Origin of the sequence: Streptomyces cynarae (genome assembly GCF_025642135.1) — a bacterium.
Taxonomy (GTDB): domain Bacteria; phylum Actinomycetota; class Actinomycetes; order Streptomycetales; family Streptomycetaceae; genus Streptomyces; species Streptomyces cynarae.
In genome coordinates this window covers 2,597,364-2,617,530 of the sequence record NZ_CP106793.1, presented here as the reverse complement: position 1 = coordinate 2,617,530, position 20,167 = coordinate 2,597,364, and the positions used below count along the sequence as shown (strand labels likewise).

General features: G+C 71.5%; 19 protein-coding genes and 1 pseudogene. 5 read left to right on the top strand and 15 right to left on the bottom strand.

Features of this window, described 5'->3' with window-relative positions:
* The first annotated feature begins 52 nt into the window (after nt 1-52).
* On the top strand, nt 53-1,666 hold the full coding sequence (locus N8I84_RS12280; RefSeq protein WP_263229555.1) for a fused response regulator/phosphatase: 1,614 nt from the start codon (nt 53-55) through the stop codon (nt 1,664-1,666).
* 33 nt (nt 1,667-1,699) lie between these two features.
* Complete coding sequence (locus N8I84_RS12275; protein ID WP_263229554.1) at nt 1,700-2,056, top strand: 5-carboxymethyl-2-hydroxymuconate Delta-isomerase; 357 nt, start codon at nt 1,700-1,702, stop codon at nt 2,054-2,056.
* Nucleotides 2,057-2,063: 7 nt separating this feature from the next.
* Here N8I84_RS12275 and N8I84_RS12270 read toward each other — a convergent pair whose 3' ends face one another.
* From N8I84_RS12270 to N8I84_RS12260, 3 genes and pseudogenes are all read right to left on the bottom strand, one after another.
* Nucleotides 2,064-2,780, bottom strand: a complete 717-nt coding sequence (locus N8I84_RS12270) for a TetR/AcrR family transcriptional regulator (protein WP_263229553.1) — start codon at nt 2,778-2,780, stop codon at nt 2,064-2,066.
* Nucleotides 2,781-2,895: 115 nt separating this feature from the next.
* Nucleotides 2,896-4,811, bottom strand: a pseudogene (locus N8I84_RS12265) (hypothetical protein).
* Between the two features lie 224 nt (nt 4,812-5,035).
* Nucleotides 5,036-5,539 carry a tetratricopeptide repeat protein gene (locus N8I84_RS12260; protein WP_263229552.1) on the bottom strand — a complete coding sequence of 168 codons (504 nt, stop codon included), beginning with the start codon at nt 5,537-5,539 and terminating at the stop codon, nt 5,036-5,038.
* Nucleotides 5,540-5,682: 143 nt separating this feature from the next.
* Between N8I84_RS12260 and N8I84_RS12255 the strand changes: the two genes are divergently transcribed.
* On the top strand, nt 5,683-6,108 hold the full coding sequence (locus N8I84_RS12255; protein ID WP_263229551.1) for a hypothetical protein: 426 nt from the start codon (nt 5,683-5,685) through the stop codon (nt 6,106-6,108).
* A gap of 101 nt (nt 6,109-6,209) precedes the next feature.
* On the opposite strand, the gene N8I84_RS12250 is transcribed toward N8I84_RS12255, so the two are convergent.
* The 8 genes from N8I84_RS12250 to N8I84_RS12215 all read right to left on the bottom strand — a co-directional run bounded on the left by N8I84_RS12250 (nt 6,210) and on the right by N8I84_RS12215 (nt 14,754).
* On the bottom strand, nt 6,210-7,754 hold the full coding sequence (locus tag N8I84_RS12250) for a DUF1996 domain-containing protein (protein ID WP_263229550.1): 1,545 nt from the start codon (nt 7,752-7,754) through the stop codon (nt 6,210-6,212).
* A gap of 210 nt (nt 7,755-7,964) precedes the next feature.
* Nucleotides 7,965-8,618, bottom strand: a complete 654-nt coding sequence (locus N8I84_RS12245) for a response regulator transcription factor (RefSeq protein ID WP_263229549.1) — start codon at nt 8,616-8,618, stop codon at nt 7,965-7,967.
* Nucleotides 8,603-9,871 (bottom strand): sensor histidine kinase, encoded by a 1,269-nt coding sequence (locus tag N8I84_RS12240; protein WP_263229548.1) that lies wholly within the window; start codon nt 9,869-9,871, stop codon nt 8,603-8,605. The genes N8I84_RS12245 and N8I84_RS12240 overlap by 16 nt, the downstream gene beginning before the upstream one ends.
* Before the next feature lie 50 nt (nt 9,872-9,921).
* Entirely contained in the window at nt 9,922-10,944 is a 1,023-nt protein-coding gene (locus N8I84_RS12235) for an SDR family oxidoreductase (protein ID WP_263229547.1), read from the bottom strand.
* 60 nt (nt 10,945-11,004) lie between these two features.
* Entirely contained in the window at nt 11,005-11,586 is a 582-nt protein-coding gene (locus N8I84_RS12230; protein WP_263229546.1) for a winged helix-turn-helix domain-containing protein, read from the bottom strand.
* A gap of 382 nt (nt 11,587-11,968) precedes the next feature.
* Entirely contained in the window at nt 11,969-12,997 is a 1,029-nt protein-coding gene (gene glnII / locus N8I84_RS12225; protein WP_263229545.1) for a glutamine synthetase, read from the bottom strand.
* 556 nt (nt 12,998-13,553) lie between these two features.
* Nucleotides 13,554-14,258, bottom strand: coding sequence for a septal ring lytic transglycosylase RlpA family protein (locus N8I84_RS12220; protein WP_263229544.1), 705 nt, complete (start codon nt 14,256-14,258; stop codon nt 13,554-13,556).
* 136 nt (nt 14,259-14,394) lie between these two features.
* Entirely contained in the window at nt 14,395-14,754 is a 360-nt protein-coding gene (locus N8I84_RS12215; protein WP_263229543.1) for an arsenate reductase family protein, read from the bottom strand.
* A 164-nt stretch (nt 14,755-14,918) separates the two neighbouring features.
* On the opposite strand from N8I84_RS12215, the gene N8I84_RS12210 reads away from it, so the two are divergent.
* Nucleotides 14,919-15,227, top strand: coding sequence for a hypothetical protein (locus tag N8I84_RS12210; protein ID WP_103843620.1), 309 nt, complete (start codon nt 14,919-14,921; stop codon nt 15,225-15,227).
* A 102-nt stretch (nt 15,228-15,329) separates the two neighbouring features.
* Here the strand turns inward: N8I84_RS12210 and N8I84_RS12205 are convergent, their stop codons facing one another.
* A complete protein-coding gene (locus N8I84_RS12205; RefSeq protein WP_263229542.1) occupies nt 15,330-16,541 on the bottom strand; it encodes a winged helix DNA-binding domain-containing protein in 1,212 nt (403 codons plus the stop codon).
* Nucleotides 16,542-16,683: 142 nt separating this feature from the next.
* Between N8I84_RS12205 and N8I84_RS12200 the strand changes: the two genes are divergently transcribed.
* Complete coding sequence (locus N8I84_RS12200) at nt 16,684-16,947, top strand: hypothetical protein (protein ID WP_263229541.1); 264 nt, start codon at nt 16,684-16,686, stop codon at nt 16,945-16,947.
* 22 nt (nt 16,948-16,969) lie between these two features.
* Here the strand turns inward: N8I84_RS12200 and pspAB are convergent, their stop codons facing one another.
* The 3 genes from pspAB to glnA form a co-directional block, all read right to left on the bottom strand.
* Nucleotides 16,970-17,554: a PspA-associated protein PspAB gene (gene pspAB, locus N8I84_RS12195; RefSeq protein WP_263229540.1), complete on the bottom strand. Its 585-nt coding sequence runs from the start codon at nt 17,552-17,554 to the stop codon at nt 16,970-16,972.
* A gap of 6 nt (nt 17,555-17,560) precedes the next feature.
* Entirely contained in the window at nt 17,561-18,484 is a 924-nt protein-coding gene (htpX, locus tag N8I84_RS12190) for a zinc metalloprotease HtpX (protein WP_263229539.1), read from the bottom strand.
* A gap of 209 nt (nt 18,485-18,693) precedes the next feature.
* Nucleotides 18,694-20,103 carry a type I glutamate--ammonia ligase gene (gene glnA, locus N8I84_RS12185; protein ID WP_103843613.1) on the bottom strand — a complete coding sequence of 470 codons (1,410 nt, stop codon included), beginning with the start codon at nt 20,101-20,103 and terminating at the stop codon, nt 18,694-18,696.
* Nucleotides 20,104-20,167: the final 64 nt, after the last annotated feature.

Below are 20,167 nucleotides of genomic sequence, written 5' to 3'. Positions count from 1 at the left end.
GAAGCTCCGGCTCCGCCCCATCTTCTTTCCCGAGCGCCGAGGGGCGGCTCTCATGGACGGCAACGGCGAACACACGGGCTCCACCGTGCTGGTGGTCGACGACGCGCCGGACAGCCGCCATGCCCTGGGCAGCGTGCTGGCCCGGGCCGGCCACCACATCGTGCCCGTGGCCAGCGGCGGCGAGGCGCTGACCGAACTCCACGCACGGGTACGCGACGGCACCCTGCCCGATGTGGCCCTCGTCGAGGTGGGCCTGCCGGACATGAGCGGCTTCGAACTGTGCCGCAGGCTCAAGTCGTCACCGCCCACCGCCGCCCTGCCGGTCGTGCACTTCTCCGCCGCCTCGGCCGGACCCGGTGTCCGCTGCCGGGGGCTGGACTCCGGCGGCGAGGCCTATCTGTCGGTGCCGGCGGCACCCGAGGAGATCCAGGCCGTCGTACGGGCCGCCGTACGCGGGGCCCGGATGCGCACCGGTGCGGAGGCGCTCGCGCGACGGCTGACGCTGCTGTCGGAGACGATCGTCTCGGTGCAGGCGGCGCGGTGCATGACGGGACTCGTCCGGGCCGCCGCCGAGGGCACCGCCCGGCTCACCGGCTTCCCCGCGGTCGTCTTCGTGCTCGGCGAGGACGGTGAGCTGCACCGGGGCCTGTCCCGCTCACGCGCGTCCGCCGTTCCTCCCGGCGCCGAGGCGCACGACACCGTGGCCCGGCTGATCCGCGGCCTGGCCGCCGGGCACACCGGGGCGCGCGGCACCGTGGTGCCGTATCCGCTGTGGCCGGCCGGGCTCCTCGGGCCCGGACATGCCGGGGACGCCCGCGTGGTGGTGACCCGGACCCGGGAGGGCAAACCGGCCGTGTGCCTCGCCGTGCCCGCGCGCGGCCCGGGCGACGAGGGCGACCCGCTGGTCACCCGACTCGCCCAGGCCACCGCGCTCGCCGCGGACGCGCTGCTCATGTACCAGGTGGAACGCCATGTGGCGCTCACCCTGCAACACAGCTTCCTGCCCCAGAAGGCGCCCCCGACACGGGGCGTCGAGACGGTCGTCCGCTATGTGCCCGCCTCCCGGCAGACCGAGATCGGGGGCGACTTCTACGCCGCGCTGACCACCGCGGGCGGGGTGCTCACCGCGGTGGGCGACGTCGCCGGGCATTCGCTGGACGCGGCCACCGTCATGGTCGAGATCCGGCACGCGCTGCGCGCCTACTGCCTGGAGGACCCGGACCCGCGGAGCCTGGCCCGGCGGCTGGACCGGCTGCTCCAGCACTACCACGCGGACGTCACCGCGACCGTCTGCCTGGTTCTGGTCGACCCGGACAGCGGGCGCGCGCGCATCGCCAACGCCGGGCACATTCCGCCGCTGGTCGTGCGCGGCGACGGCACCGCCACCTACGCCGCCGCCAAAGGGCCGTTGCTCGGTCTGGGCCTCGACCGGCCCCCGTCCACCGAGACGGTGCTGCGGTCCACCGACCGGCTGCTGATGGTCACCGACGGGCTCATCGAGGACCGCGGCACCGACCTGACCGTGTCGATGGAACACCTGCGCAGGGCCGCCGCCGACGCCCCGGCCGACGTCGCGTCGCTGTGCGACACGCTGCTCGGCCGCTTCGGCCGGGACCGGCAGGACGACATCGCGCTGCTGGCGCTGCGGCTGACCGGCACCGTCTAGGGTGAGCACGTCCGCCGTAGAACAGGAGTGCCCATGCCGCAGATCACCGTCGACTACTCCGCACCGCTTCAGGACGCCTTCGACCGGCGCGCGTTCGCGCTGGCGCTCCACGACCGGGTGGTCGACATCGCGGCCGCGCGGATCGAGGCGTGCAAGACGCAGTTCCGCCGCACCGACGACACCACGGTCGGCGCCGACACCGACGGGCACGCCGTCGTGCACGTCACCCTCGGGCTGCTCGCCGGGCGCACCGAGGAGACCAAGGCGAGGCTCACCGAGGCCACGCTGGAGCTGCTGCGGCAGTACGTCAAGCCCGCCGGGGACCTCGCGCTGCACGCGTCTGCCGAGGTGCGGGACCTGGACGCCTCGTACCGGAAGTTCGAGAGCTGACGCGTCCTCAGGACGCCAGGGTGACCAGCCGGGCGACGAGGTCGCCGAACGGTCCGTCGGCCGGCTCGTCACCGAGCATGCGGCGCAGCAGCGCGCCCATCTCGTCGTCGTAGGCGGCGCTCACCGCCGTCAGCGCCGCCAAGTCGCGCACGAGCTGGGCCTCCAGCTCCCGGCGCGGGATCCGCCGGCCGTCCAGCCAGATCAGTGCCGTGGACTCGACGAGCGAGATCCAGGAGCGGACCACCAGCTCGAGGCGGGCGGGCGGGTTCTGCACCTGCAGGTGCGCAAGGATCTGGACATAGGCGGCCTGCCGCACCGCGTCGACGAGCGCGTTGGTACGGGATACGGCATCCCTTGAGCGGACTCCGTCCGCGGGGACGGCCGGGCCGCCGCGCATCAGCGCGGAGAAGCCGGGGCCGTGGTCCTCGACGAAGTCGAAGAACCGGTGCATCACACGCAGCAGCCGGGCGCCCAGCGGGCCCTCCTGCGGTTCCACGAACCGGGCCGCCAGATCCTCGGAGGCACGCTTCAACGCGGCCTCGTACAGGCTGAGTTTGCCGGGAAAGTAGTGGTAGACCAGCGGCCGTGAGATACCCGCGGCCGACGCTATCTCGTCGATGGAGACCTCGTCGGGGGAGCGCTGGCTGAACAGTTCCAGCGCGACGCCGATCAACTGCTGCCGCCGCTCCTCGACTCCCAGTCTGCGGCGTACCCCGGTTGTCATGCGAACACCTTACCGATCGAATCCAGCCGCGTAGGGCTCCGAACGGCAGCAATTGTTCACATCTCAATCACATGTCTCTCACCGAACGGGCGCAGTGCGCGGGCCCGGCGCCGTGTCACCGCAACGCGCCGATCGTCCTTCCGTCCTTCAGCGTCCCCTTCAACCGCGCCTGCGCTCCCTGCTTCGCGCGCACGGTCAGCAGCCGGGCCTCCGCCGACCCGTTCACCCCGCCCGTCGCCCGGATCGACTTGGTGTCCTCGGCCCCGGCGGCCAGCAGATACCACTCGCCCTTCGCCGACTTCCACAGCACGCCCGCCAGCACATGGGGATCCTTCGCACCGCACGCCGGCACGTCCTCGGCCTGCGCCGCGACCGCCCCGGAGGCCCCGCCCGGCGTGTGGAACTGCGCCTGCACCTGAGCCCCGTCACCCCGCCACGTGTCCGCCCGCGTGCACACCCAGCCCGCCTCCCCGGACGCGTCCGGCAGCGCCTGCCGCGCGTACTCCCACGCGTTCACCGACTTCACACCCTGCGACCGCATCACCGCCAGGGAGCAGGCGAAGGGCGCCCACGCACGCAGCGCCGCCGCCCCGGAAACCTCCCCCGGCGCGCCCGGCCGCCCACGGTCAGGTGCGCCGGCACCAGCTCCCCGAGGTCGGTCAGCAGCCGCGTGCCCGAACCGCCCGTCAGCTGCAACACGTTCCACGACGAGCACGAGCCGGACTGCTGCGCCGGACTCGCGAGCGGCGCGGTCACCCCGCCGGTCAGGCCGAGGTTCATCGTCCCCGCCGTCGGCTTGCGCAGGTCGCGCTCGACGGCGCCGGTCACCCAGGGGGCCGTCAGATAGCGGACGTTGCCGTCGGCGCGGTCCAGCACCACCGCGTCCGCCTCGGCTCCGCCCGCCCCGTCGACCCGGGCGAAGTCCAGCGCGGCCCCCCGGGAGCCGTCCTTCGGCTCGGCGTAGCGCACGATGCGCAGACCGTCGTAGAAGACCACCACGCGCGCGGAGTCGACCTGTCCCGCGTACAGCAGCCGCGGCGGACCGGGCGGAGCGCCCGAGGGGGTGCCCGGGGTCATCGAGACCCGGACGGAGTCACGGGGCCGCGCCCAGGCGGTGAGCGCGCGCCGCAGCAGCGCCCGGTCTCGGGTGAGGGCACCGCGCGCGGGCCACACGGAGAAGTCGGTGCGCGCCGAGGTCTTCCAGGCGGCGGGCGGCACCGTCGTCAACCGGGCCGGGTCAACGGCGGCCTGCGCGGCCGGGTTCAGAGCGTCCGAGGGAGCGGCCGCGTCGTCCGTGCCCCAGCCGCCGCCGGGCAGTGCGAGCAGTGCTCCGCACACCGCGACGGCCGCCGCCGCGGCGAGCGCCGCCTTGGCGTGCCGGCGGCGCCGCATCAGGTCGGTGGGCCGGGCCTGGAGGGAGCACGGGTCGAACTCGGGGGAGTCCAGCAGCGCGTCCTGCACGGGCACCTTCGCGGCCTGCCGGACCGCGACCGCCGCTTCCGTGACGCCCGCCGCGGCGAGCACCTTGCGCACTTGGTCGTCGGGGAGCTTCTCCAGGCTGCGCAGGGCGTAGGCGGCGCGGGCCGGGCCGGAGAGCGACGACAGCCGCTGTTCCAGGGCGAGTTCGTCGGCGCCGCCCGAGCGCGGGAAGAGCTTCAGACCCCACACCTGCGGCAGCAGCGGCGGCAGTTGGGAGCGCTTCGGCCAGGCGGCGCGCCGCAGCGGCGCTCCCGCCTCCAGTGCCGTACGCAGCACCCGGAGGCGGACGAAGGAGTACCCGGGGTCGCCGTCGCGGCCGGTCGCCTGGGCCGGGATCACCGAGGCGGCGGCGCGCCCGTGGGGCAGCGCCCGCTGGACCAGGGCGTGCGCGGTCAACACCCGCCGGGTGCGGCCGAGGCCCGTCGGCAGCACCAGATAGGCGAGCCGCACGAGCCGGGGGTAGTGCTCGACGAGAGCGGCCTCGGCCTGCTCGACGTCGACGACCGGTCCGGAGGTCGGAGTGGGGCGCGGGGCGACATCCTGTGGCTGCACGTCCGGCAAAACGAGCGAGACAGAGGTTGGTCACCGGGACGCCGGCCCGCCTCGCCGCCACCGCGGCAGCGCGGTGGTGAGCGGAGGCAGCACGCCCGCAGCCGCGATGGCCGGACCCGCATCGGCACCGGGCCGGCCCCGCTTGCCGCGCCAGGAGGGCGATCGGCCGCATAGGGGCAGGCCCCGCTGAACTCCGCTGACCGGGCGTGGCGGCCCTGCCGGGCTCAGTCCCCGGGTTCGACCAGGAGCCGTGCGTAGTTCGCCATCGACCGCTGGTAGCGCGGCAGATGGGGGGCGAGCGCGCCGAGGACCAGGGCGAGGCCCTCACGGTCGCGGCCCAGGCTCGACAGGCACAGGGCCAGAGTGGCGCGTACCGCGTCGTCCAACTCGTCCGACGGCCCGTCGAGTTCCGGGGTCAGCAGCTTGACGCCCTCCTCGGGCTGCCCGATGTTCCTGAGCGAGCTGGCCAGCTGGATCCTGGCCCGGCGACCGCGGTAGCCGTCGAGGCCGCGCGCCAGCGCCTCCCGGTACAGCGGCACCGCCCGGTCCGAGTGGCCCGTCGAGTCCCAGGCGCAGGCCCGTTCGAACGGCGCGAGCGGGCTGTCGTCGGGCAGCTCGGCGACGAGGGCGTCGATCAGCGCGCGGAAGTCCGCGGCGCCCCCCTCGGCGTAGTCGTCGAAAGCGGCCCAGGCCGCGGCCAGGCGCTCCTCCCAGCCCGGTGTGCTCATCCATCCCCCTCGTCACGAGTACCGACGGCACACTGTCGCACAGATGTGCCGCCATTGAGCACCGGACGCACCACAGCCGTACGGAAGGGCAGGGCCCCTCGCGGGGGCTCCCAGCGGCATGGCCCGAAGGACCGGAGGAACACATGAGGTGGACGCGCGAGAAGCTGGCGGCCGGTGCCGTCGTCGCCCTGCTGGTGCTGACCGGCTGCGGCGGATCGGGCGGGTCGTCCGGGGCCGCCCAGGACCAGGTCCCGGCGGCCGCGACCGGCAGCCTCGAGGATCTGGCGGCGGACGTGAACTGCAAGCCGAACATCCAGACGGACGCCGACGAGATCCGTCAGGCCATCTGCACCAATTCCAACGGCAAGTTCGTGCTCGCCACCTTCGCCACCGACCGCGGCCAACGCGAGTGGATCAACGATGCCAAGGACTACGGCGGTTACTACCTCGTGGGCCGCAAGTGGGTCGCCGTCGGCGACGACGGAGTGGTCAAGGCGCTGCGCGGCAAGCTCGGCGGCGATGTCGAGGTGGGCGTCGACCACCACTCCCACGCCGGTCACAGCGGCTGAGCCGGGCCGGGCGGCACACCACGAAGGCCGGTGGCGGGATCTCCCGCCACCGGCCTTCGTCAGTGGGTCACCGGCTCAGTCGGGTCACCGACCCGGTCGGGTCACTGGCACCTCTGACCGGAGTTGATGCAGTTGGCGATCTTGTTCGCCAGGCCGCCGGTCGTGACGCTGATGAAGTCGTCGTGGTCGGTGGCCGCCTTGTGGAGCTGGTCCGGGAAGCCGTCCACCGCGTAGGCGTTCTTCACCTGGCCGTTCTGGATGACCGGCGGGTTGATCTTGTACACGAGGCGCATCGTCAGCTGCGGGATCGCCTTGAAGCCGTTCCCGCAGACGCCGCTCGCCGGGTCGGCGAAGGCCACGTGCGTGCGGTGGTTGGCGCTGTCGATGTTCTGGCCGTCCCAGCAGCTCTGGAAGGCGAACGTGCGGACCACGTTGCTGCCCTGCGGGCAGATCGGGTACTGCGTCGTCAGCTGGACCTTGTTCTCGAAGCCGGTGCAGCTCCAGTGCGCGTTGGCGTTCGCCAGACCGTTGGTGGTGGTCTTGGCGTCACCGGTGATGATGCGCAGGAACTGCGGCATCGCGACGACCTTGCTGCTCGGGTTGCCGACGTACTTGATCTCCGCCTGGACGGGGGTCAGGATCCGGCCGACGTTGCCTTCCTTGCCGCCGCCGTCCTTGTTCTGGTCGAAGTCCTGCGTGCCGTCCTGGATGCGGACGACCGGCCAGTAGTACGCCGACAGGTCGTTCTTGTTCTGGCAGCTGGTGCCGCCCTGAAGGAACGTCTGGTTGCTGGAGAAGGCGTTGACCTTCTGGTTGCCGACGTAGTCGTGCAGGTGGTGCGCGCCGTTGGCCACGCCGGGCGCCACGATCACGTTGTCGGTGTTGTGGTTCTTGTTCGCGTTCACACCGCAGCGCGTGACGAACTGACCCGTCGAGGCGTTGCCGGTCTTGCGCGGCTTGCCCTGGACGTTCGGGGCGACCTTCGTGATGTCGACGAAGTCGGCCGCCACCGGGCCGTTTCCGGCCTGGCCGCCGTTGCCCTGCTGCTGACCGTTGTTGCCCTGCTGCTGGCCACCGTTCTGCTGCTGGCCACCCTGCTGCTGCTGGCCGCCCTGCTGCTGGCCGCCGTTCTGCTGACCGCCGCCCGTCTGGCCGGTGTTCGTCTGGTTGGCGGTGAGCGTGGTGCAGGCGGCGAGCTGGGACAGCGACTGGTCGAACGTCCCGCCGACCCGCTGGACGTCGATCCTGATCCGGTCGATCGTCGCGGCCCGCTTCTCCTTCAGCGGGCCGACGATCGCGTTCTGCACGAAGCTCGCGTCGTTCGCCTGGGCCTGGCGGGTGGAGGCGAGCCGGGAGTACGCCTCGGTGATCTGCTTGTCGAGGTTCGCGAGCTCCGCGGCCACGCCGTTGCGAGCCGCGGCCGGCACGTTCGTCAACTTCTGACCGACGTCCGGGCAGGAGATCGTCGCCACCTGCGCGCTGGCGGCCTTTGTCTGATTCCCTCCCCACGCCTGGTTGTTCGTCTCGTGGGCCGAGGCGAAGTAGTTGGCCCAGAGCAGCCCGCCCCCACCGAGCGCTAGGGCAGCCGAGGCGGCTATGGCCTTGGTGGCCAGCGGCGTACGGCGTTTTCTCGTGTTGCGTCCCATGGAACTCCTCTGACTTCCTTTCGGGGCGGAGGCGCCCGACAGGGGTGAAGCGGCGTCATCCCATACGCAGGAGGCCGGTGGGGTGTTCAGGGGCCGGAGAAAAACTTGGAAGTTCCTGAGGGCAATTCGGGTGCAAGAGGTGCAGAAGCCCCTGTTTCAGCGGGAGTTGAGACGGGTAGATCTCACTTTTTTGAATTTGATTCAGCCGGTTCAGCGTCCGTGATCCAAATAGGCGAGCACGGCCAGAACCCGCCGATTGTCGTCGTCGGAAACCTCGAGGCCCAGTTTCGCGAAGATATTGGAGGTGTGTTTCGCGATCGCCCGCTCGGTGACGACCAGCCGGTCGGCGATCGCCGCGTTCGAGCGGCCCTGCGCCATCAGCTCCAGCACCTCCAGCTCACGGGGCGTCAGCCGCGCCAGGGGCCGGTCGTCCGCCGCACGCCGCGTCAGCAGCTGCTGGATCACCTGCGGGTCCATCGCGGTGCCGCCCGCCGCGACCCGTCGTACGGCGTCCACGAACTGCTCCGCGTCGAACACCCGGTCCTTGAGCAGATAGCCCACCCCGCCGGTGCCGTCGGCGAGCAGCTCCCGCGCGTACAGCTGCTCCACGTGCTGCGACAGCACCAGCACCGGTAGCCCGGGCCGCTCCCGGCGGGCCCGCAGCGCGCACTGCAGGCCCTCGTCGGTGTGCGTGGGCGGCAGGCGTACGTCCACCACGGCGACGTCGGGGGTCAGTTCGGCCAGCGCGCGGGCGAGCTCGGGACCGGACTCGACGGCGGCGGCGATCTCGAAGTCGTGGGCCTCGAGCAGCCGGACCAGTCCGTCGCGCAGCAGGAAGAGGTCTTCCGCTAGGACAACGCGCACGGGATCTCCATGGTGACCATGGTGGGACCGCCCGCGGGGCTGCTGACGGCCAGGACGCCGTCGAATGTACCCAGCCGCCGCTCGACTCCGAAGAGCCCGGAACCCGCGCCGATCACCGCGCCGCCCTTGCCGTTGTCGGTGACCGAGATGCGCAGCATGCCCTCGCCGTGGTGGAGGTCGACCCAGATCCGGTCGGCGCCCGAGTGCTTGACCGCGTTGGTGAGGACCTCGCTGACCGCGAAGTAGGCGGCCGACTCGACCGGCGCATCGGCGCGGCCGTCCAGCTCGACGTTCACCTCGGTGGCGAGGGGCAGCCGCAACGCCAACGCCCGTACGGCATCGCCCAGTCCACGCTCGGCGAGTACCGGCGGATGGATGCCGCGGACGAGTTCGCGCAGCTCGGCCAGCGCCTCCACGGAGGAGCGGCGGGCCTGAGCGAGGAGTTCCCTGGCCTTCGCCGGGTCCTTGTCGAGCAGCATCTCGATGGTGCCCAGGTCCATGCCCATCGCCACCAGCCGGGCCTGCGCCCCGTCGTGCAGGTCCCGCTCGATCCGGCGCAGTTCGGCCGCGGCGGTGTCCACGGCGTCCCGGCGGGTCTCGGTCAGCACCCGGACCCGTTCGGCCAACTCCCCCTGGCTCGCGCCCAGTACGGCCCGGGTGAGCCGGAAGTGGACGGCCAGCAGGCGCGGAGCCAGCGGGACGAGGGCGAGGAGGACGGCGGCCAGAGCGCCGGCGCCGAGCGCGGAGGCCTGGTCGGTGACGTGCACGAAGCCGTACCAGTACCCGCCGTACTCGGACAACGGCCGCCACAGCCCGGCCGCGACCGCGAACCCCTCCAGCGGGTAGATCAGCAGTACGGTCGGCAGCAGCGCGGTGAGGTACCCCGCCGTCATGTCCACCTGCAACCACCGCAGATCCCGCCAGGTCGCCGGGTCGCCGAGCATCACGTACGTCCGCGTCCAGGGGTTGGCGTCCTCGGGGACCGGCCGGTACGCAGACGGGATCTTCACTCCACCCCACTCCGCCGCCAGCACCCGCCGCCAGTCGGCGAACGCCCGCACCTGCGTCAGCACCCACGGTGTGGTGACCAGCCCGACGCCGATCGGGATGAGCGAGATGGACACCAGGGACAGCGTGGAGCACACGACCGCACCCGGAAGGATCACCAGGGCCAGCACGAACCCCCGCCCCGCCGCCAGTGCGACGGCCCGGGCCCTCGTGTGAGGAGAGCCGCTCTTCGTGTTGGTGTTCATGGCAGCAGTCTCGCCGGGGAGGGCGGCGAGGTCACGGGGTGGAGCCCCCGTCAGGGGGTGGTGTCAGGTACACCCCCGGACAGGCCCGCGAGCACCCTCGCCTCCACCTCCGGGTCGAGCCCCTTCGAGGTGCGGTCCGGACGCATCGGCGCCGTGCCGCCGATGTCCCGCAGCCACGCCCAGGTGTCGGTGACGGTCTCCCCGACGGGACGGCAACTCAGGCCCGTCGCCAGCGCCCGCGAGACGTCGGCGGAGTGCAGGGAGTCGTGCATGTCGCTGCCCGGCGGGACCCACACCGGCAGCTGCGTCCACGGCTCGATACCCGCGTCCAGGATCACCTCCGGCCCGGTCCAGCACAGTTCCGCCGCCGCGCCGGTCACGTCCACGCACGCGTCGAGCAGCTCTCCCATGGTGGCGTGCCCCTGCGGGCTGATCATGTTGTACGGCCCGCCGAGCTCCCGCTCCGCCGCCCCGAGGATCCACTCGGCCATGTCGCGCACGTCGACGTACTGAAGGGGCAGCTCCCGAGGCCCCGGCGCCAGCACGGGCCCGCCGCGCGCGATGCGGGTCAGCCACCACGGCAGCCGGCCGACGTTCTCGTACGGGCCGAGGATCAGCCCGGCCCGTACGAGCACGGAGCGGTCCGCGCCGAAGGCCTCGACGGCGGCGATCTCGGCGCCCCGCTTGTCGCGCGCGTAGTCGGTCGTGCCGGCGTCGGGCTCGGCGCCCTCGACCAGCGGGGCACTCTCGTCGTACCCGGCCGGCGCGGGCCAGGCGTACACCGAGCAGCTCGACACGTACACGTACCGCCCTGCGCGGCCCCGCAGCAGCCGTGCCGCCTCGTGCACGGTTCGGGGCGCCGCCGACCAGGTGTCGACGACGGCGTCCCACTCGCCTTCCACGAGGGCGGCGAGCCCGTCGGGCGCGGTGCGGTCGCCCTGCAACGACCGCACACCGGCCGGGGGTCGGTGCGTCCCCCGGTTGAAGACGGTCACGTCCCAGCCGCGTCCGAGGGCCGCCTCCACGACGGCCCGTCCCGCGAACTCCGTACCACCCAGTACCAGAAGCCTCATGCCGGTGACTCTGCCCGGACGGGCGGCCGGAGGGAACGGGAATCTGCCGTCAGCAGACGGTCAACGGCCCGTCGGCGGGACGTACTTGTAGCCCACGCGGCGCACCGTCCGGATGGTGTCGCGGTGCTCGGCGCCCAGCTTGCGCCGCAGCCGGGCGATGTGGACGTCCACGGTGCGCCCGTCGCCCACGTGGCCGTAGCCCCACACCGTGGTCACCAGCTGGTCCCGGGTGTGCACCCGGTGCGGGTGCGCCACCAGGTGGGCGAGCAGCTCGAACTCCAGATAGGTCAGGTCGAGCGGCCGCCCGTCCACCTCGGCGGTGCGCCGGCCGGTGTCGACGCGGACGAGCGGGTCCGCGCCCACGGCTTGTCCCGTGTCCGGCTGGTCGGGCACCGCGACGGGCGGGAACGGGGGCTGCTGGTCGGCCGGGACGAGTACCAGGTAGCCGATCATCGGCGGGCGGCCCGGCAGGTTCGGCAGCGTGTGCGGGGGCGCCGGCAGCCAGGTGGCGCCCGGCGGCAGGAAGTCGGCCACGTCGACGGCCTCGTCCCGGTCGACGGCACGCAGCCGGTGCCGTGCGGAGCCGTTCGGCGGGGTGGCGGTGGTGAGGGTGGCGGTGGAGAGAGAACGAGTGGTCGCCATGAGAGGTCAGCTCTTTCGCGCGAGGAGTTCGTCGGGGGACGTACGTCGTGCGCGCTGGCCGAAGGCCGGAAGGACGGCTGTGCCGGTACGGCTGCCGGGTGTACGGCTCTACAGGGCCCGCGCGGTGTTCGCGCGACAACACACCCGGTCGAAGTCGTGGTGCTGACGGGAAGGCCAGAAGGGCTCGAGGTCACGGCGACCCGTCGCACTGAACTTCTGGAAGCTGGCCATGGTTCTCATTGAAGCAGACACACGCCCGTGACAGGAGCCTGCTCTCACTGCTTGGACGCTCTTTTTCCCGGCGTGCCCGAGCACCCTCGAAGTGCGGAAGGGGCGCCCGCCACCACGGCGGGCGCCCCTTCCGGGAGCTGTGGGGAGCCGATCAGACCTGGCCGGCCTTCTCCAGCGCCGTGCAGCAGGTGTCGACGATGAGCCGGGTCACCAGGTACGGGTCGACGTTGGCGTTCGGACGGCGGTCCTCGATGTAGCCCTTGCCGTCCTTCTCGACCTGCCACGGGATGCGGACCGAGGCACCGCGGTTGGAGACGCCGTACGAGTACTCGTTCCACGGGGCGGTCTCGTGCAGACCGGTGAGGCGGTCCTCGACGCCGACGCCGTAGTTCTTGACGTGGTCGAGCGGCTTGGAGCCCTCACCGAGCGACTCGCAGGCGGTGATGATGGCGTCGTAGCCCTCGCGCATCGCCTTGGTCGAGAAGTTGGTGTGCGCACCGGCACCGTTCCAGTCGCCCTTGACCGGCTTCGGGTCCAGGGTCGCGGAGATGCCGAAGTCCTCGGCGGTGCGGTACAGCAGCCAGCGGGCCACCCACAGCTGGTCGGCGACCTCGAGCGGGGAGAGCGGGCCGACCTGGAACTCCCACTGGCCGGGCATCACCTCGGCGTTGATGCCGGAGATGCCGAGGCCCGCCTTCAGGCAGTTGTCCAGGTGCGCCTCGACGACCTCACGGCCGAAGATCTCGTCGGCGCCGACACCGCAGTAGTAGCCGCCCTGCGGGGCCGGGAAGCCGCCCTCCGGGAAGCCGAGCGGACGCGAGCCGTCGAAGAAGGTGTACTCCTGCTCGATACCGAAGATCGGCTCCTGAGCGGCGAACTTCTCGGCCACCTCGGCCAGCGCGGCACGGGTGTTGGACGGGTGCGGGGTCATGTCCGTGTCGAGGACCTCGCACAGCACCAGGACGTCGTCGCCGCCGCGGATCGGGTCGGGACAGGAGAAGACCGGCTTGAGCACGCAGTCCGAGGAGTGGCCCTCGGCCTGGTTCGTGGAGGACCCGTCGAAGCCCCAGATCGGAAGCTCCTTGCCCTTGGCGTCGTCGGCCAGGATCTTCGTCTTGGACCGGAGCTTGGCGGTCGGCTGGGTGCCGTCGATCCAGATGTACTCAGCCTTGAAGGCCATGGGCCACATCCTTCGGGGGTGGTCTCGACTGCGCGGTCGACAGCGCAGTCGCAGAGGTCGTGCGGGTGCGCGGCGCTGCGGCAGTGGGGCGCCGGGTGATGCCCGGCAGCATGTCAACAGGCGATTTCCCGGCCATTGCCCTGATGTGAACCCCGTGTTACCGGGGGCTCCCGTGCCGGGATTCACACGGTGACCGATCCGTCCCCTTCCGGCGCGTAGGCCATCGACCCCTGTCGAGTGGCCCGCAAACCCCCGTCGGGTACGCCACCTACCTGTGGCGCGTACGCCACCGGCCCCGTGGCTGAGCCTCGGCTCAGCGCACGTGAGGCCGGCCACCGCCCCCTGTACGGTGGCCGACCTCGGGGCCCGCTCCGAGCGGAGCGGCCGCGGCTCCAGTGGCGACCGTCGGCTTCCCGACCCGGAACCGGTCACGGACCCGCGTCCGAGCGCCGCCGCGCTGCGCTCGACCGGGGTGCCGGTCCTGCTGCTCGTGGCCGCGAACAGCAGGACCGTGCCACGTGACGTGCCGCCTTCTGGAGTTACTGAACCGCCGGCCTCACCCCACCTTCTCGATCAGGGCGCGGCGGATCAGGAACTTGCCGGGTTCGCGGACCTGTTCGAAGGCGGCGTTGTTGAGGAGCACGCAACTGCCGGAGACGGAGGTGACCTTCACCGTCGTGGACTTGTTGTTGTCCAGGTTGGTGACCTTCAGGGTCGTCCCCGCCGGGAACTGGTTGCTGGACGCGGCCGGGGCGCCGCCCTCACCGGAGAGCGTCACCGTGGAGCCCTTGCAGACCTGCTGGCCTGAAGCAGCGGTGCCGGCGCCTCCCGTGTTGTTCGCGGGTGCGGTCGTGGCAGGCGCGGTGGTGGCGGCCTGCGAGGCCTGGGGGTCCTGAGCCGACCCCCCGGCCTGCGCGGCGCCGCCGGACTGCGCCGATCCCGATTGACCCGCCTGGATCGACTCCCCGACCTGGCAGCCGGACGCCTCCTGCTTCCGCTTGATCTCGGCGACCACGGCCTCGCGGTTGGCGATCCGCGCCGCCGACTGGGCGTCCGGGTTGGCCTTCTGCGCGGCGATGAACGACTCGTTGTTGCCGAGCGCGGTGGCCAGGCCCTGACAGACCGTCGAGGTCGACGCGTTCTGCACGTTCGCCGCGTTCGAGGTGGCGGCGAGGGCGAAGGCCCCACTGCCGGCCACGGCGACGGCGGTGACCGCCAGCGCGATCTTCTTCTTGGGACTGAGGGTTCTCCTACGCGACATGCGCGCCTCCTGTCCCCGGCCGCCGTCACCGGCGACCGGACGCGATAGGTACGCCGCTATGTACGAGATACCGAACGGAGTTACTCAGCGGTTTACAGGAGTCAGCGAAGTAACGTAGGTCACAGGGGAGTCGGCGTCAGCGGGACAGGGCGTCCCGTACGGCCTCCTCCGTGCGCCCGACCACGGCCGTACCGTCGTCCGCGGTGATGATCGGCCGCTGGATGAGCCGCGGGTGCTCGGCGAGCGCACGCACCCAGCGGTCGCGCGAGGCGGCGTCCCGCGGCCACTCCTTCATGCCCAGTTCCTCGGCGTCGGCCTCCTGGGTTCGCGTGATGTCCCAGGGTTCGAGGTTCAGCCGGTCGAGGACCTCGCGAATCTCGTCCTGAGTCGGCACGTCCTCCAGGTAGCGGCGCACGGTGTAGTCGGCGCCCTCGGCGTCGAGCAGGGTGAGGGCGCTGCGGCACTTCGAGCAGGCCGGGTTGATCCAGATCTCCATGCCTCACACGGTAGCCGACACCCCCCTTCTCACCCATGTCACAACCTGGCTCAAATGGCCTGTGGCCAGGGACTTTTGTCAGTGGGGGGCAGTAAAATAGAAGCAGTGTTCGAGGGGGGCGCCGGGGTGTCCGGCACCTCCCTGACCGCGACAGGAGGATGCCTGTGCCCGCTGCCGCAACCAAGCCGAAGCCGACCCGGTCGACGGCGCGGCGACCGGTCCCGATGGACCTGCCGTACGCACCGACGGCCAAGCGACCGCTCCCTCCGGGGCGGCCGCGCGAGTGGTACGTCACGCACAACCGGCGCCTGAAGGCGATGCGCCTCGCCATCGCCCTGCTCGACTCCGGCGTGTACGTACCGAACCAGGCGCACAACGAGACGATACGGAGCACGGCGGAGCGGGTCGGGATACGGCCGCCGTCGGACACGACGTGCCACATGGTGCGGGCACTGATGCGCTACAGCCGTTGAGCGCCGCGCCGGGTGCCCTCTCGCTCATGGGCACCCGGCGTCGGGGCTGCCGTCCCCGGTGGCTCCGCCCCTGAGCCCCGGTCGGCCCGAACGGCCTCGACCTCAATTGCCGGACGGTCCGGGCCGGTTGGACAGCTCCTTCTCCAGCGGTGTCCGGAAGCGCGGCGTCACCCGGGTGCCGGCCAGCCACGACCCCAGACGGGCCGCCTCCCGCTCGATCGCCTCGTGGGCGTCCCGGCCCAACCCCTCCCCGTCCAGTACGCGCCACACCACCTCGCCGTCCGCCCGCTGAGCCCACCCCCCGACCACCCGGCCGTCCCACCACACCGACGGACCGACATTGCCGCTGCCGTCGAACAGGGCCGGGCGCAGCTCGGGGGCCAGGTACCAGTCACGGTCCTGCCAGCCCATCGCCGTCGGATCCAGGGCCGGGAGCAGTGCCGCCCACGGTTCGACGGCCGGCTGCGGTTCCTCGTCGCCCGGCGTCACGTAACCCGTCGCCCCGCCGTCCAGCGTCACCGGTACCGCCCCGATCGCCGTCAGCGACCGGCGCACCTCCGTGACCCTCCAACCGGTCCACCACTTCAGATCCCCCTCCGTGGCCGGCCCGCAGGCCTCCAGCCAGCGTCGCAGCAGCTCCCGCTGGGCCCCTTCGGGCGGGAGTTCGGGGTGAGGCGGGGCGACGGCCCAACGGAACTGCGACGACGTCCACGCACCCAGGGGGCGTCCCCGGACGACCCGGCCCTCGACACCGAGGACGCGCATCAGCCGCGACGACACGGTCTGCGGGGCCTCGTAGCTCCTGCCCGCGCCGTAGGTGAACTGCTCCTTCAACCGAGGCTCGTCCCTGGTGAGTTCGCCGACGGTCGCCTGACCGCGCCTGGCCAGAGCGGCCAGCGCCGACGCCTCGACCTCCGCGAGCCACTGAGCCGTCAGCCGGCCACCGCTTCCGGACACCACGTCCTTGACCAGCGCGGCGCGGGCCTTCGCCGCGTTCACCAGGCCGGTCGACGCGTGCACCACGGCGGCGAGTTCGGTCGGGAACACGAACACGGTGTGCCGCATGCCGTGCATCCGCACCAGCGTCCGGTCCTCGTACAGCGCCCGCTCGACCTCCGCCACGGTCTTGTCCGCGTCCGCGAGGCGCGCCCCGACGGCGAGGTACACCGTGGCCGGATCCGTGCCGTGCAGCGCGACGAGCGACCCGGCCACCTCCTCGGGTGTCACCGCCCGCGACCGGGCACCCAGCCGGTGCCGCACCGCGAGCCGGGCCCGCCGCTCCGCCGTCCCGATGTGCCGCCCTCCGTCGCCCATGCCGTCTCCCTCGGATCGAAAAGCAGATGCACCCGCAGTGACCGCCTCCCTACGCTGGACACACATCCGACGGGGTCACGGATCCCCGGCACCCCGTCGAATCCCCGTGGCACAACCACTCACCCAAGCGAAGGAGGGCGTCATGGGCACCATCATCCTTGCCGGAACCGTCGTCCTCGTCCTCTTCGGATTCGGCAACCACATCTGGTGGCTCGCCGCCATAGCGCTGTTCGTCCTGTACGTGCGGTACGGTCGCGGCTCGTCTGCCGCGGGCACCGGAGGGGCCCCGGCCTCGGCGGCCAGCTACCAGGAGTACCGCGCGCGCCGTGACCAGCAGGCCAAGTGGGAGCGCCGCTACCGCCGCGAGCGCCCCTTCGAGGCCCGCCGCCAGGAGGGCGGCAAGTAGGAAGCGCGAGGAGGAGCAGGCGTCACAGGCCGGGTGTGCCCCAGATGGGGAACCACCGGCCGAGGTCCTGCTCGATCCGCAGATCGTTCCCGAGGGTCGCCTTGATCTGCAGCTCCAGCGCGTTGTCGCGCCGCTCGCCCTGCCCGGCGAGCGGCGCGAACGGATAGAAGGTGCCCCGCTTGTACAGATACACCAGCCCCAGTCGTCGCCCGCTCGTGTCCTGGAAGCCGGCCACCGAGCACAGCAGCTGCGGTCCGAAGCCGTTGACCTCCATGGCGCTGTTCACCGCGTGCAGATCGTTGACCAGGGCGGACAGCTGGTCGGGGGTGCGGCGGGAGACCAGCCACGAGTAGCCGTAGTCGTCCCGTTGCAGCTCGACGGGCGGCCCGGTGCGGTCGGTGTCGGCGTCGAGGAGCGCCTGGACCTCCCGGTTGGCCTGGGTGAAGGCGCCACCTTCCACCGTGGCGAAGCAGACCGCGCCGGTCCCTGTCGGGGTGAACCCGGCGGCGGCCTCGAGCGTGATCGCCGCCGACGGCAGGGCGAACAGCTGGTCGAGGTCGGGTGCCACCGGCTTCGTACGGCCGAGCAGGATGTCCAGGAGCCCCATCGGCGCTCAGCCCGCCTTTCCCGGCGCCGCCGCCTCGCCGAGCTCCGCGGAGATGCGGGCGAGCTGCTCGAGCCGCTGCTCCAGGGTCGGGTGCGTGGAGAACAGACGGGAGATGCCCGGGTCGGAACCGAAGGCGGGGGTGAAGTAGAAGGCGTTGAACGCCTGGGCCGTCCGCAGGTCCTGCGTCGGGATGCGGGCGATGTCCCCGGTGACCTTGGTCAGCGCGGACGCCAGCGCCGACGGCCGTCCGGTCAGGTGCGCGGCGGCGCGGTCCGCGGCCAGCTCCCGGTACCGGGACAGGGCCCGGATCAGCAGGAAGCTGATCGCGTAGACGAGCGCCGAGATCCCCATGACGGCGCCGAAGACGGCGATGGTGTTCTGGTCCTTGCGGCCCCGCCCGCCGAACAGCTCCGAGTAGAACGCGAACCGGACCACCAGCCCGGCGATCACCCCGAGGAACGACGCCACGGTGATGACGGCGACGTCCTTGTGCGCCACGTGCGACAGCTCGTGCGCGAGCACGCCCTCCAGTTCCTCGGGCTCCAGACGCCTGAGCAGCCCGGTGGTCACGCACAGCACGGCGTGATCGGGGTTGCGGCCGGTCGCGAACGCGTTCGGCATGTCCAGATTGGAGACGGCGACGAGCGGCTTCGGCATGTCGGCCACGGCGCACAGCCGGTCCACCACACCGTGCAGCTGTGGATACTCCTCACGCTCCACGATCCGCCCGTGCATGGCGTACAGCGCGATCCGGTCCGAGAACCAGTACTGAGCGCCCAGTGCCGCCGCCGCGATCACGACGACCAGCACCCAGGACTTCAGCAACGCGATCAACGCGGCGACGAACGCCACGTACAGCAATCCGAGCAGAAACAGCGTGACCGTCATCCGGACGGTCAGCCGCCGATCACTCTGGAACCGGCTCCGCATCGTGCATCACCCCGCAGTACCCCGCAGTAAGGCACTCGTCCCACCCCCATTGTGCGCCCAACCCGAACCATGAACCGGTTCCGAACGGCTCCGTGGCAGGCAAAGAGTGCGTGTGGAAACTCTCCGGGAGGTCCGGGGGAACGACGGAGCCCCGTCTCCACCCGGAGGCGGGGACGGGGCTCCGTGTCACTGCTGCGGCAGCGGCCGGCTCACACGTCGAAGTAGAGCTCGAACTCGTGCGGGTGCGGACGCAGCTGGAGCGGGGCGATCTCGTTCGTGCGCTTGAAGTCGATCCACGTCTCGATCAGGTCGGACGTGAAGACGTCGCCCTGGAGGAGGAACTCGTGGTCGGCCTCGAGCGAGTCGAGGACGGCCGACAGCGAGGTCGGGACCTGCGGGACGTTCGCGTGCTCCTCGGGAGCCAGCTCGTACAGGTCCTTGTCGATCGGCTCGGCCGGCTCGATCTTGTTCTTGATGCCGTCCAGGCCGGCCAGCAGCAGCGCCGAGAAGGCCAGGTACGGGTTGCCGGAGGAGTCCGGGGCGCGGAACTCGACGCGCTTGGCCTTCGGGTTCGAGCCGGTGATCGGGATGCGCATCGCGGCGGAGCGGTTGCGCTGCGAGTACACCAGGTTCACCGGGGCCTCGAAGCCGGGCACCAGGCGGTGGTACGAGTTCACCGTCGGGTTGGTGAAGGCCAGCAGCGACGGGGCGTGCTTGAGGATGCCGCCGATGTAGTAGCGGGCGGTGTCCGACAGGCCCGCGTAACCGGCCTCGTCGTAGAACAGCGGGTCGCCGTTGCTCCACAGGGACTGGTGCACGTGCATGCCCGAGCCGTTGTCACCGAAGATCGGCTTCGGCATGAAGGTCGCGGTCTTGCCGTTGCGCCAGGCCACGTTCTTCACGATGTACTTGAACAGCTGCAGGTCGTCAGCGGCGGCGAGCAGCGTGTTGAACTTGTAGTTGATCTCGGCCTGGCCGGCGGTGCCCACCTCGTGGTGCTGGCGCTCGACCTTCAGGCCGGCCTTCTCCAGCTCCAGGGAGATCTCGGCGCGCAGGTCGGCGAAGTGGTCGACCGGCGGGACCGGGAAGTAGCCGCCCTTGTAGCGGACCTTGTAACCACGGTTGTCCTCGAGGGCGCCGGTGTTCCAGGCACCCGCCTCGGAGTCGATGTGGTAGAAGGACTCGTTCGCGCTGGTGGCGAAGCGGACGCTGTCGAAGACGTAGAACTCGGCCTCGGGACCGAAGTACGCCGTGTCGGCGATCCCGGTGGAGGCGAGGTAGGCCTCGGCCTTCTTCGCCACGTTCCGCGGGTCACGGGAGTACTGCTCGCCCGTGATCGGGTCGTGGATGAAGAAGTTGATGTTGAGCGTCTTGTCCCGGCGGAACGGGTCGACGCGTGCGGTCGACAGGTCGGCGCGCAGCGCCATGTCGGACTCGTGAATGGCCTGGAAGCCACGGATCGAGGATCCGTCGAAGGCGAGCTCGTCGTCCGGGTCGAACGCCTCAACCGGCACCGTGAAGTGCTGCATCACGCCCGGCAGGTCGCAGAAGCGGACGTCGATGAACTTGACGTCCTCGTCCGCGATGAACTTCTTGGCCTCGTCGGCGTTCTGGAACATCCAGCTCCTCCTACTCCCGACCGTCCGTGCCGGGGTGGTAGTTCGTTCGTGCGGCCAGTGCGGT

What these genes read in the sequence shown, in the direction of transcription:
- N8I84_RS12280 (WP_263229555.1), top strand. Translation starts at nt 53, where the DNA reads ATGGACGGCAACGGCGAACACACGGGCTCCACCGTGCTGGTGGTCGAC.
- N8I84_RS12270 (WP_263229553.1), bottom strand. Translation starts at nt 2,780, where the DNA reads ATGACAACCGGGGTACGCCGCAGACTGGGAGTCGAGGAGCGGCGGCAG.
- N8I84_RS12260 (WP_263229552.1), bottom strand. Translation starts at nt 5,539, where the DNA reads ATGAGCACACCGGGCTGGGAGGAGCGCCTGGCCGCGGCCTGGGCCGCT.
- glnA (WP_103843613.1), bottom strand. Translation starts at nt 20,103, where the DNA reads ATGTTCCAGAACGCCGACGAGGCCAAGAAGTTCATCGCGGACGAGGAC.
- N8I84_RS12220 (WP_263229544.1), bottom strand. Translation starts at nt 14,258, where the DNA reads ATGTCGCGTAGGAGAACCCTCAGTCCCAAGAAGAAGATCGCGCTGGCG.
- N8I84_RS12240 (WP_263229548.1), bottom strand. Translation starts at nt 9,871, where the DNA reads ATGAACACCAACACGAAGAGCGGCTCTCCTCACACGAGGGCCCGGGCC.
- N8I84_RS12275 (WP_263229554.1), top strand. Translation starts at nt 1,700, where the DNA reads ATGCCGCAGATCACCGTCGACTACTCCGCACCGCTTCAGGACGCCTTC.
- N8I84_RS12255 (WP_263229551.1), top strand. Translation starts at nt 5,683, where the DNA reads ATGAGGTGGACGCGCGAGAAGCTGGCGGCCGGTGCCGTCGTCGCCCTG.
- N8I84_RS12250 (WP_263229550.1), bottom strand. Translation starts at nt 7,754, where the DNA reads ATGGGACGCAACACGAGAAAACGCCGTACGCCGCTGGCCACCAAGGCC.
- N8I84_RS12235 (WP_263229547.1), bottom strand. Translation starts at nt 10,944, where the DNA reads ATGAGGCTTCTGGTACTGGGTGGTACGGAGTTCGCGGGACGGGCCGTC.
- N8I84_RS12215 (WP_263229543.1), bottom strand. Translation starts at nt 14,754, where the DNA reads ATGGAGATCTGGATCAACCCGGCCTGCTCGAAGTGCCGCAGCGCCCTC.
- pspAB (WP_263229540.1), bottom strand. Translation starts at nt 17,554, where the DNA reads ATGGGGCTCCTGGACATCCTGCTCGGCCGTACGAAGCCGGTGGCACCC.
- N8I84_RS12230 (WP_263229546.1), bottom strand. Translation starts at nt 11,586, where the DNA reads ATGGCGACCACTCGTTCTCTCTCCACCGCCACCCTCACCACCGCCACC.
- N8I84_RS12205 (WP_263229542.1), bottom strand. Translation starts at nt 16,541, where the DNA reads ATGGGCGACGGAGGGCGGCACATCGGGACGGCGGAGCGGCGGGCCCGG.
- N8I84_RS12200 (WP_263229541.1), top strand. Translation starts at nt 16,684, where the DNA reads ATGGGCACCATCATCCTTGCCGGAACCGTCGTCCTCGTCCTCTTCGGA.
- htpX (WP_263229539.1), bottom strand. Translation starts at nt 18,484, where the DNA reads ATGCGGAGCCGGTTCCAGAGTGATCGGCGGCTGACCGTCCGGATGACG.
- glnII (WP_263229545.1), bottom strand. Translation starts at nt 12,997, where the DNA reads ATGGCCTTCAAGGCTGAGTACATCTGGATCGACGGCACCCAGCCGACC.